Origin of the sequence: Fibrella aquatilis (assembly GCF_017353255.1) — a bacterium.
In the GTDB taxonomy this organism is placed as follows: Bacteria; Bacteroidota; Bacteroidia; order Cytophagales; family Spirosomataceae; genus Fibrella; species Fibrella aquatilis.
In genome coordinates this window covers 184,234-194,713 of record NZ_JAFMYU010000011.1, presented here as the reverse complement: position 1 = coordinate 194,713, position 10,480 = coordinate 184,234, and the positions used below count along the sequence as shown (strand labels likewise).

Sequence of the window (10,480 nt, the reverse complement as noted above, 5' to 3'; positions counted from 1 at the left end):
GGCCCGTTGTCGTTGATTGGGAGTGCAAAAGTAGGCCTTTCCAATGCCCGTGTCAAGAGCCGGTTAAAAGAAAGCGGTTAACAAACCGACTGCCGATTCGTTAACCTCTTGACATCAGCTATTTAGCTTTTCAAATTCTTTCAAACTTTTTTCAGCAGGTGATTTTTCTTGCCTTTAGACACTAGCAAAAAGCGGTCTTGCAGCCACTCTACATCAACAGATGCAGCTGGATCGCTGACTTTAGCTTTGTTCAAACTGACCGCATTTTGGCTGATTGCCCGCCGCGCTTCCCCCTTTGACGGATAAATTTCTCCTTTTGAACCAACTGACAACAGATCGGTGATGTCTTTGCAAGCAGCTAACTCGTCGGCGCTGATGGTCGTCTGTGGTACGCCATCGAAAATCACATCAAATTCGTCAAGGGCTATTGAGCGAAGCGTTTCGATTGTAGCTTTTCCGAAAAGGACTTCTGAGGCCTTTACTGCCAAATCATAGCCAGCCCGACCGTGTACTCTGATGGTCACGTCCTCGGCAATGGCTTTTTGCAAAGCGCGCAAGTGAGGCACTTCGGCGTGCTTTGCCTCTAAACGCTCGATCGTCGCTCTGTCGAGTAACGTAAAAACGCGGATTAGCCGGGCGCAGTCGTTGTCGGCGGCATTGAGCCAGAACTGATAAAACTGGTAAGGTGACGTTAGCGCGGGGTCGAGCCAAACGTTGCCCGATTCGGATTTACCAAATTTGGTGCCGTCGGCTTTCGTAACGAGTGGCGTAGTGAGCGCGAAGGCACGGTCGTTTTCGGCCTCGGCTCCCTTCTCTTCCTTGCGGCGAATGAGTTCAGTGCCGGTGGTGATGTTGCCCCATTGGTCGGAGCCGCCCATCTGTAGCCGGACGCCACGCTGCTTGTAGAGGTGGTAAAAGTCGTACCCCTGCAAAAGCTGGTACGAAAACTCGGTGAAAGAGATGCCCGTTTCGAGGCGGTTTTTGACCGAGTCCTTCGCCATCATATAATTGACGGTTAGGTGCTTTCCGGCCTCGCGGAGAAATCCCAGGAACGAGATTTCCTTAAACCAGTCGTAGTTGTTCACCATCTCGGCTGAGTTCGGGCTTTCATCGAAAACCAGAAATTTTGCCAGTTGCGCCCGTATACCTTCCTGATTGTGCCGTAGCGTTTCTTCCGACAGAAAATCACGTTCAGCAGCCTTGCCCGATGGGTCACCGATCATGCCGGTGGCGCCACCCACGAGGGCGAACGGTTTATGGCCCGCCCGCTGAAAGTGAACCAGCAACATGATGGTAGCCAGGTTGCCAATATGCAGGGATGCCGCCGTAGGGTCGAAACCGATATACCCGGCGGTCATTTCTTTGGTTAGCTGCTCTTCGGTGCCGGGGGTCATGTCGTTGAGCATGCCCCGCCAGAGGAGTTCTTCAATAAAATTCATAGAGTGAAAGAGCGAAAGAGTGAAAGAGTGAGTAGGCTGACGCCAGCGTATACCTGCCGCACTAGACAACCTGTTCACTCAATCACTTAATCACTCATTAATTATGGTAGTAACAAAGACGAGTCGCCGTAGCTGAGGAAACGGTAGCCTCGCGCCAGGGCTTCTGTATATATAGTACGCCAGACGGGGCCAACCAGGGCCGAAATAAGTACGATGAGCGTAGAACCAGGTTGGTGGAAATTAGTGATGATACCCCGACACAGCTTCATTTGGTAGCCCGGAGTGATGTAAATGGCCGTGTGCGCTGTAAGCGTAGTTAGCTTGTTGGTATGCATATATAGCAGTACAGCTTTTACGGCTTCGGAAACGGGGGGGTGTTCGGCAATAAGAACAGCGTAAGCGTATTCCTGGCTTAGCCAAAACGGGTCGGCCTCCTGCCGCAACAGCCGGACGCCAAACCAATAGAGACTCTCCAAGGACCGCATGGACGTGGTGCCGACGGGCAAAATATGGTCGAGGTGGGCCAGGATGTTCTCCAGATTTTGTTGGGTGTAGATGACCTGTTCGGCGTGCATGGTGTGCGCCCGCACATCGTCGGTTTTGATGGGCTGGAACGTGCCCGCCCCTACATGGAGTGTGAGCGCGTCGTGGCCGATGTTGCGGCTGGCCAGTTCGGCGAATACCTCTTTTGCGAAATGCAGGCCGGCGGTAGGGGCGGCCACGGCTCCCTCCTGTTTGGCATAAACGGTCTGGTAGGTCTGGCGGTCGGCGGGGGTGGCGTCGCGTTTGAGGTAGGGCGGCAGGGGCATCTGGCCGGCCTGCTGCACGATTTCGGCAAAGCTATAGTCGGCGGGTTGCCAGTTGAAGCGCACTTCGTTTTGGTCAGGGTTGGCCCATTCGGCAATGAGAATGGCATCGTTGAGGGCTAAAACGAGGGTTTCGCCTTCCTTCCAGCGTTTGCGGTTGCCAATCATGCACTGCCAAACCGCGCTGTCTCTGTCCTCCATGGCCTCGGCAATAAGGCGTGGCTTTCCGTCGGCATCGGCGGGGTTCAGTAGAAACAGTTCGATGACGGCACCCGTGGCTCGGGTAAAAATCAACCGGGCCGGAATGACTTTGGTCTGGTTGAAAATCAGGAAGCTGTCGGCCGGAATCAGCGCAGGCAGTTCGTGAAAGGTGTGGTGGCTTATTTGCCCCTGTTTGTAGACCAGCAGTTTCGAGCCGTCGCGCTGAGGCAACGGAAACCGGGCAATCTGCTCGTCGGGCAGGTTATACTGAAACTGGTCGTTGGTCAGGGCGGGTAACTCAGGGGACATACTCGACCGGGGGTTTCATTAGTAATCGAATAGGCAACGACACCACAACGGCTGCCAGAATAAACGTGCTCATGGGCAGCAGCCAGGCATAATCTGCCGGGCCGACATTAGTGCGGTCGCTGCGATTCAGGAACGAAAGTACCATCAGGCCCAGGCCTAGGATCGTGTTGAACGCCGCCGCCAGGGCCAGAAACCAGTTTATATAAACAGCCACCAGTTCCTGACGGTAGCCCTGCCATTTCACGGGGTTCGGGTTGGGGATCCGTTCGGCGGGTAGCTTTGGAAAGAGCTTGATAACGGCGTTGGTGATAACGTAGACCAACAGGAAGATGCCAATGCTGAGGTAGAAGATAGTTTCCCGGCCTACGTATTGTACTGCCTGACCGATGCCATTGAACCGCACGGCTACGTCGACGGGAAACGATATATAATTACTGTACAGCGACCCGACGAAGCCCAAAATGGACAGAATTCGCCAGGTGCGGACAAAAAATGAACCAGCGCGCATAGCTACGGTTTACAAGTTGAATAAGAGGACAAAGGTAGCCCCATCACCATGAAAATATATACCCGTACCGGCGATGCCGGTCAAACGTCGCTCATTGGCGGCCGCCGCGTGAGCAAAGCCGACTTACGCATCGACACCTATGGCACCGTTGACGAACTGAACTCGTGGGTGGGTATGCTGCGCGACCAGCCCGTGAATGCCAACCGGCGCATACTGCTGAAAGAAATCCAGGACCGCCTCTTTACGGCTGGTGCCGAACTGGCCACCGACCCCGACAAAGCCCCCCGGCAGGCCATGCCCGCCATTATCGAGAACGATATTATTCGGCTGGAAAACGCGATGGATGAGATGGACGAAGCCCTACCCGAACTCCGCAAATTTGTGCTGCCCGGTGGTCATCAGTCGGTGTCGTTTGCGCATTTGGCCCGCACCGTTTGCCGCCGCGCCGAACGCCTGGCCATCAACCTCCACGACCATTCGCCCGTTGACCTACTGGTTATCAAGTACTTAAACCGCCTTTCTGACTACCTCTTCGTCCTCAGCCGCAAAATGGCGCAGGAGTTGGATGCTGAAGAAGTAAGCTGGGAACCGCGATTGTAGGGATTTACGATGTACGAATTACGAGCGGTCCGCCGCCGCGGTTACGATTTGTTGCTGACGCCTGGGTTTGCTCTGGCGTTAGCAACAATCGTACATCGTAAGTCGTAAATCACTATTCTCTCCCCAGCATGGTGCGGTCTACGGAGTAGAGATTGGCTTGTTGGGTCCAGACGAGGATAAAGAGAACAGTAGAGTAGATCAGTTGGGTAGACACTACATCCCATTTCTGCTGAAATGAACTGCCAATCATGAGCGAAATCATTAGCAATGAGGCGGCAACGAGCGCGTAGCGGGTGAAGAGGCCAATGGTCAGTAGCAGACCGATCAGGAGTTCTACATAACTCAGGGCAGTGCCATAGATATAAACCAGGGGGGCGGGCAGTGGCGTTTTGGCAAAATCGGCCACCATTTTATCGCGGAAACTACCGGTGCCAGCAAAAAACCGGGCAATGGCGTGGAAGCTGAAGTTGACGCCCACGGTAAGCCGCAAGAGCAGGTAGGCCAGGAATTGATCAGTCGTTTTCATTCGTGCAAGTATTTCCTGCTATGCCTGGAGGGCTGTTTGCTGATATACAATAGTCCGTCAGAGATGCTGGAAATGGATAAAGTCTGCTGTGCAGTAACCCTGCATCGGGTGTAGGGTAAAACGACAGGAGGCCCTTTTTAGCCACTCGGGCATAGAAATTGTTTAGTTTATGGCTAACGACCTGTTACAGAGCCACCTTTTTTTTACATTTGTTGTCAAAGCAACTAAATCTAGTGATGAGTGATGAACGCTAAGTGATAAGTGGCCTTGGGTGTTCTCCTGTTGCTGGTTAGCGAAGCCACTTATCTCTTAGCGTTCATCACTCATCACTACTCTACCTCCCATGACTACTGACTTGCTCCAGATCGAGATGCAGAAGGTTCCGCAGAGCCGCATCAAGGAAGTTGATTTCAATAACCTGCCGTTCGGTAAGCATTTTGCCGATCACATGTTTGTGGCCGACTACGTAGACGGTCAGTGGACAGACCTGCGCGTGGTGCCCTATGGTGATTTTGCGTTTAACCCCGCCCTGTCGTCGCTACACTACGGGCAGTCGATTTTTGAAGGGATGAAAGCCTACAAAAACGACGAAGGTGAGGTGCTCACGTTCCGCCCGCTCGACAACTGGGCGCGGATGAACGAGTCGGCCAAGCGGATGTGCATGGCCACGATTCCCGAAGAGGTGTTTATGGGTGGTCTGGAAGCACTGCTCCGCACCGACGCCGATTGGGTGCCGAATCAGCCCGGCAGTTCGCTTTACATCCGTCCGTATATGTTTGCCACCGACGTGTTTCTGGGAGTGGCTCCGTCGAAGACGTACCGGTTCTGCATTTTCACCTGTCCGGTGGGCGTTTATTACAGCAAGCCACTGAAAGTGAAGGTAGAAATGGAGTACATCCGGTCAGCACCGGGCGGAGTAGGTTATGCCAAATGTGCGGGTAACTACGCCGGATCAATGTACCCCACACTGCTGGCGCAACAGGCTGGCTATGACCAGCTTATCTGGACCGATGCCACTGAACATCAGTACATTGAAGAGTCGGGCACGATGAACGTGATGTTCGTGATCGATGGCAAGCTGGTTACGCCCGCCACGTCTGATTCGATCCTGCGCGGTGTTACCCGCGATAGCGTGGTGCAGGTAGCGCGTAGCTGGGGAATGTCCGTGGAAGAGCGGAACGTCTCGATCACCGAAGTCATTGACGGCATCCAAAACGGCCGACTGACCGAGGCGTTTGGTGCGGGTACGGCCGTGGTGGTGTCGCCGTTTCAGGTGATTGGCTATAATGGCAAAGACTACATGCTGCCCGAACGCTCGGCTACTGACTCGTTTGCGGTGCGCGTGAAAGACTACATGACCGACCTCCGCACTGGCAAAATCGCCGACGAATTCGGCTGGACTTATAAAGTCTAGTTTACTGTCTTCAGTTTGCTGACACGCCAGCATCTCTCGCGCAAGCCAACCGCAGCGGCGGACCGTTGAAAACAGTAAACTGAAAACTCCAAACTATAAATAGCCTCCATCTGGGGGCTATTTTTGTTTCATGCATATGCGATCAATTTATTTGGTAATCAGCCTGCTGGGGCTGTTGGCGTTTCGGGCTGACAAACCGGCGTACTTGTTTTATACGGAGACGGGTAAGACTACATCCTACGACAAGCTCTTGAAACAAGCCGCCGGGGCCGATGTGGTGTTGTTTGGTGAACTGCACAACAACCCCCTCTGCCACTGGCTGGAATTGCAACTGGCCAAAGACCTGGCACAACAACGGGGTAATACGCTGGTGTTCGGTGCCGAAATGTTTGAAGCCGACAACCAAAAAGCCCTTTCTGAGTACGTGATGGGCCAAATCACGGACAAAGAGTTTGCCAAGCAGGCACGTCTCTGGCCTAATTACGACACTGACTACAAGCCGGTAGTAGACCTGGCCCGCGATAAAAAACTGGCTTTTGTGGCCACCAATGTGCCCCGTAAATATGCCAGCCTGGTGGCCCGGCAGGGCTTGACAGCGCTGGACACGGTGTCGGCGACGGGCAAAACGCAAATGGCCAGACTACCCCTGACGGTGGATCTAACCCTGCCCGGCTACAAGGAAATGCTGGGCATGATGGACAGCCACGGCGGCAACACGGCGCATGGCGGAGCAAGCGACATGGCAGCCAATTTTGCGCGTGCACAGGCGTTGAAGGATGCCACCATGGCCCGGTTCATTCTCGACAACTGGAAACCCGGCCGGACCTTTCTGCACCTCAACGGCGATTTCCATTCTAAAAATTTCGATGGTATTGTGGGCTATCTTCGGCAGCAAAATCCAGGCCTTAAAATCGTCACGATTTCATCGGTCGAGGCCGAAGACATTACCAAAGCTTCCCAAGACTGGCGGGGCCTGGCTAACTACGTGCTGGCTATTCCCGGCGACATGACAAAGACGTACTAATCTTCCTTTCCCCATGACCCTTCAATTTATGGGTGCCGCCCGGACCGTAACGGGCAGTAAGCACCTGATCACCACCAACAGCGGTTTCCAGGTATTACTTGACTGCGGCCTGTTTCAGGGCATTAACACTGATGAGCTAAACCAGACGTTTCACTTCAACCCCGCCGACGTTGACGTGCTGGTAGTGTCACACGCGCACATTGATCACACGGGGCTTATTCCCAGGCTGGTACGACAAGGCTTCACGGGACCGATCTATTGCACCCCCGCCACGCTGGATCTGTGCCGGATCATGCTTATGGACAGCGCCCGGATTCAGGTAAAGGATCTGGAACGGGTGAACAAGCGCCGCCGCAACCGGAGCGAAGCGGAACTGGAAATTCTCTACGACGAGGCCGACGTACAAAAAGCACTGGACCAGATGCAGGCCGTAGACTACGGGAAAACCGCGTTTCTGAACAAGGAAGTCTCTTTCCTATATACCGACACGGGCCATTTGCTGGGCAGCGCAGCCATTAGCCTCACCATCAACGAAGCCGATACCAACGGCAAAGCCACGACCAAGCGCCTCACCTTCAGCGGGGATATTGGTCGCCCCGACGACAAGATTCTGCGCACGTTCGAGACCTTTCCACAGGCCGATTACATCCTCTGCGAATCGACTTACGGGGCTACGGTGCACGAGAATGAACCCGATATGAAAGCGCATTTGCTGCGTATTGTGGAAGAAACCTGTGTGCAACAAAAGGGCAAACTGCTCATTCCGGCCTTCGCCGTTGACCGTACGCAGGAACTGATCTACGCCCTCGATCAACTCTCAAGCGAAGGCAAGCTGCCTGTTATTCCGGTCTATATCGACTCACCAATGTCGGTGAGTGCCACCACGGTGATGCGCCACCACGAGGAAGATTTCAACCCCGATATTCTGGCCTACATTAAAAAAGACGGCGACGCGTTTGACTTCCCCAACCTGCACTACATCTCGGACGTGGAACAGTCGAAAGCAATTAATACCAAGGAAGGGCCTTGTATCATCATTGCGCCGTCGGGCATGGCAGAGGCGGGGCGGATTAAGCACCACATCAAAAACAACATCGAGAACCCCAGTACCACCATTCTGTTTGTGGGTTACGCCTCGCCCAACAGCCTGGGGGGCATCTTGAAACGGGGCGACAAGAAGGTGAACATTTTCGGTGAGCAGTTTGACGTAAATGCCCGCGTGGAGATCATGGACTCGTTTTCGGCCCACGGCGATTCGGTAGAGATGCTGCAATTTCTGAGCTGCCAAAACCCCGCCGCCGTAAAAGCCATGTACCTGGTACACGGTGACTACGACAAGCAGCAAATCTGGCGCGAAAAACTCATGGCCGCTGGTTTCCAGAACGTTGCCATCCCAGACATGTATGAGACGGTGACGCTGTAGCACATTTTCCAAAAAACACTTGCAAAACGGCTGCTGGCTCCCTTATCTTTGCAGTCCCAACACAGGGAAGTGTAGCTGCCGAAGTGGTGAAATTGGTAGACACGCACGTTTCAGGGGCGTGTGTCTTCACGGACATGCGAGTTCGAGTCTCGCCTTCGGCACTAGCCTGCAAATCGATGATTTGCAGGCTTTTTTTATACCCGTTCAGCCCAATAGTTTCATTCGGTATAGTTAGATTGGGTACACATATCGGTTGCTATCATCAGTATTACCTCATCCAGATCAGTTACCGATACTTACCAAATTGCCCCGATGAACAGACGGAATTTTATTAAGAATAGCTCGGCTATTAGCCTGACGGCCTCTGCACTTACGGTGGCGGCCTGCACTACTACCGACAATAAAACGCAGTCAGCAGCCAACACGACGACCTTTGCCGATGATTTTGCACTGAACGAAGTGAGCATTGGCGAGTTGCAGCAGCAGATGCAGTCGGGGAAGTACTCGTCGGCGGATATTACGAAGCTGTATCTGGATCGGATTCAGGCGGTTGACAAAAACGGGCCGGGGCTAAACTCGGTGATTGAGGTCAACCCCGACGCGATGGCAATGGCCGAGGCGATGGACAACGAGCGCAAAGCTGGTAAGATTCGTGGGCCACTACACGGCATTCCGATATTGATAAAAGACAACATCGACACCGCCGACAAGATGATGACCACCGCCGGTTCGCTGGCGCTGGAGGGACACAAGGCGGCCAATGACGCTTTCGTTATCAGGCAGTTACGCAACGCCGGGGCCGTGCTTCTGGGCAAAACAAACCTCAGCGAATGGGCCAATTTCCGGTCTACCCGGTCTAGCAGCGGGTGGAGTAGCCGGGGCGGGCAAACGCGGAATCCGTATGTGCTGGATCGCAGCCCGTGCGGGTCAAGCTCAGGGTCGGGGGCGGCGGTGGCGGCCAATTTGTGTGCCGTGGCGGTGGGCACCGAAACAGACGGGTCGGTGATTGCGCCGTCGTCGTTTTGTGGCATTGTGGGCATCAAACCCACGGTGGGCCTGGTGAGTCGCAGCGGCATTATTCCGATCTCGACAACGCAGGACACCGCCGGACCCATGGCCCGCACCGTGACCGACGCCGCCATTTTGCTGGGAGCCATGACCGGCGTTGACCCTGCCGATGCCGTTACCGCCGAAAGCAAAGGCAAAGCTGCCCCTGACTACACCAAGTTTCTAACCGACAAGGGCTTAACGGGTAAGCGTATCGGCGTAGAAAAGTCTTTTCTGAAAGGTCACGAAGGTGTGGTAGGGCTGTACAAACAGGCCATTGACGTGCTGAAAAAACAGGGTGCTACCGTTGTGGAGGTAGACTTGCTGAAAACACTGAACGACATAGGCGGGGCCGAGTTTACGGTGCTGCAATACGAGTTTAAAGACGGCCTGAACAAGTACCTCGCCACGGCCAAAGCGGGCGTGTCGTCGCTGGCCGATGTAATTACGTTTAACAAAAAGAACGCCGATAAAGCCATGCCGTTTTTCCAGCAGGAAACCCTGGAAAGCAGCCAGGCCAAAGGCGATTTGGCCAGTAAGGAATACACCGAAGCCGTAGCCAAAACGCGCAGCACCCGTCAGCGCATCGACCAGTTGATGGCGGCCAACAAGCTCGACGCTATTTGTGGTACCAGCATTGGTTTCGCGGGCAACATCGACCTCATCAACGGCGACTACGACACGGGTTTTTACTTCTGCCCACCCGCCGCCATGGCTGGTTATCCGCACATTACGGTCCCCATGGGCACAGTACATAGCCTGCCCGTGGGCTTCTCGTTTATGGCCGGTGCCTACCAGGAGGGGCCTCTGCTGACCATCGCGTACGGCTACGAACAGGCCTCGAAAAAACGGACAAAACCCACGTTCATCAAGTCACTGATTCCGGGGGTGATGTAAAGGTTATCCCGCCATTTGTACAAATCAATCAATTATGAGCCATTCACTACGCCGCACCCCCATTTTTGGCTTTACCACTGGCACAACCGAGAAATTAGATAAGCGGTGGGCAAACCGGCGGGTACGTCGTCGGAATCGGATACGTGTTCAGGCAGGCTACGAACCAATTCTGCTACGGGAGGTGAGCAACGTGTGGGCCTTCAAAAAAGACGGTAAGGTCTATCACCGTGACCCACCACATACAACCTGGATGCGAAAGTAGCAGACAGCCTATTTATCAGATGCA

10 protein-coding genes and 1 tRNA gene are annotated in these 10,480 nt (G+C 54.1%); 7 read left to right on the top strand and 4 right to left on the bottom strand.

What is annotated here, in order from left to right:
- Positions 1 to 140: 140 nt before the first annotated feature.
- From tyrS to J2I48_RS15200, 3 genes are all read right to left on the bottom strand, one after another.
- Positions 141 to 1,439 carry a tyrosine--tRNA ligase gene (gene tyrS, locus J2I48_RS15210; RefSeq protein WP_207336321.1) on the bottom strand — a complete coding sequence of 433 codons (1,299 nt, stop codon included), beginning with the start codon at positions 1,437 to 1,439 and terminating at the stop codon, positions 141 to 143.
- Positions 1,440 to 1,540: 101 nt separating this feature from the next.
- Entirely contained in the window at positions 1,541 to 2,755 is a 1,215-nt protein-coding gene (locus J2I48_RS15205) for an S-adenosylmethionine:tRNA ribosyltransferase-isomerase (protein ID WP_207336320.1), read from the bottom strand.
- Entirely contained in the window at positions 2,745 to 3,263 is a 519-nt protein-coding gene (locus tag J2I48_RS15200) for a hypothetical protein (protein WP_207336319.1), read from the bottom strand. The genes J2I48_RS15205 and J2I48_RS15200 overlap by 11 nt, the downstream gene beginning before the upstream one ends.
- 48 nt (positions 3,264 to 3,311) lie before the next feature.
- Here J2I48_RS15200 and J2I48_RS15195 point away from each other — a divergent pair, with 48 nt between their 5' ends.
- Positions 3,312 to 3,863 carry a cob(I)yrinic acid a,c-diamide adenosyltransferase gene (locus J2I48_RS15195; RefSeq protein ID WP_207336318.1) on the top strand — a complete coding sequence of 184 codons (552 nt, stop codon included), beginning with the start codon at positions 3,312 to 3,314 and terminating at the stop codon, positions 3,861 to 3,863.
- A gap of 112 nt (positions 3,864 to 3,975) precedes the next feature.
- On the opposite strand, the gene J2I48_RS15190 is transcribed toward J2I48_RS15195, so the two are convergent.
- Complete coding sequence (locus J2I48_RS15190) at positions 3,976 to 4,389, bottom strand: DoxX family membrane protein (RefSeq protein WP_207336317.1); 414 nt, start codon at positions 4,387 to 4,389, stop codon at positions 3,976 to 3,978.
- Positions 4,390 to 4,732: 343 nt separating this feature from the next.
- On the opposite strand from J2I48_RS15190, the gene J2I48_RS15185 reads away from it, so the two are divergent.
- The 6 genes from J2I48_RS15185 (at position 4,733) to J2I48_RS15160 (ending at position 10,456) form a co-directional block, all read left to right on the top strand.
- Positions 4,733 to 5,803, top strand: coding sequence for a branched-chain amino acid aminotransferase (locus J2I48_RS15185; RefSeq protein WP_207336316.1), 1,071 nt, complete (start codon positions 4,733 to 4,735; stop codon positions 5,801 to 5,803).
- A 136-nt stretch (positions 5,804 to 5,939) separates the two neighbouring features.
- A complete protein-coding gene (locus J2I48_RS15180; protein ID WP_207336315.1) occupies positions 5,940 to 6,827 on the top strand; it encodes a ChaN family lipoprotein in 888 nt (295 codons plus the stop codon).
- 13 nt (positions 6,828 to 6,840) lie between these two features.
- Complete coding sequence (locus J2I48_RS15175; protein WP_207336314.1) at positions 6,841 to 8,250, top strand: MBL fold metallo-hydrolase RNA specificity domain-containing protein; 1,410 nt, start codon at positions 6,841 to 6,843, stop codon at positions 8,248 to 8,250.
- Between the two features lie 77 nt (positions 8,251 to 8,327).
- Positions 8,328 to 8,411: transfer RNA gene (locus tag J2I48_RS15170), tRNA-Leu, on the top strand.
- A 151-nt stretch (positions 8,412 to 8,562) separates the two neighbouring features.
- Positions 8,563 to 10,194: an amidase gene (locus J2I48_RS15165; RefSeq protein ID WP_207336313.1), complete on the top strand. Its 1,632-nt coding sequence runs from the start codon at positions 8,563 to 8,565 to the stop codon at positions 10,192 to 10,194.
- 34 nt (positions 10,195 to 10,228) lie between these two features.
- A complete protein-coding gene (locus J2I48_RS15160) occupies positions 10,229 to 10,456 on the top strand; it encodes a hypothetical protein (RefSeq protein ID WP_207336312.1) in 228 nt (75 codons plus the stop codon).
- Positions 10,457 to 10,480: the final 24 nt, after the last annotated feature.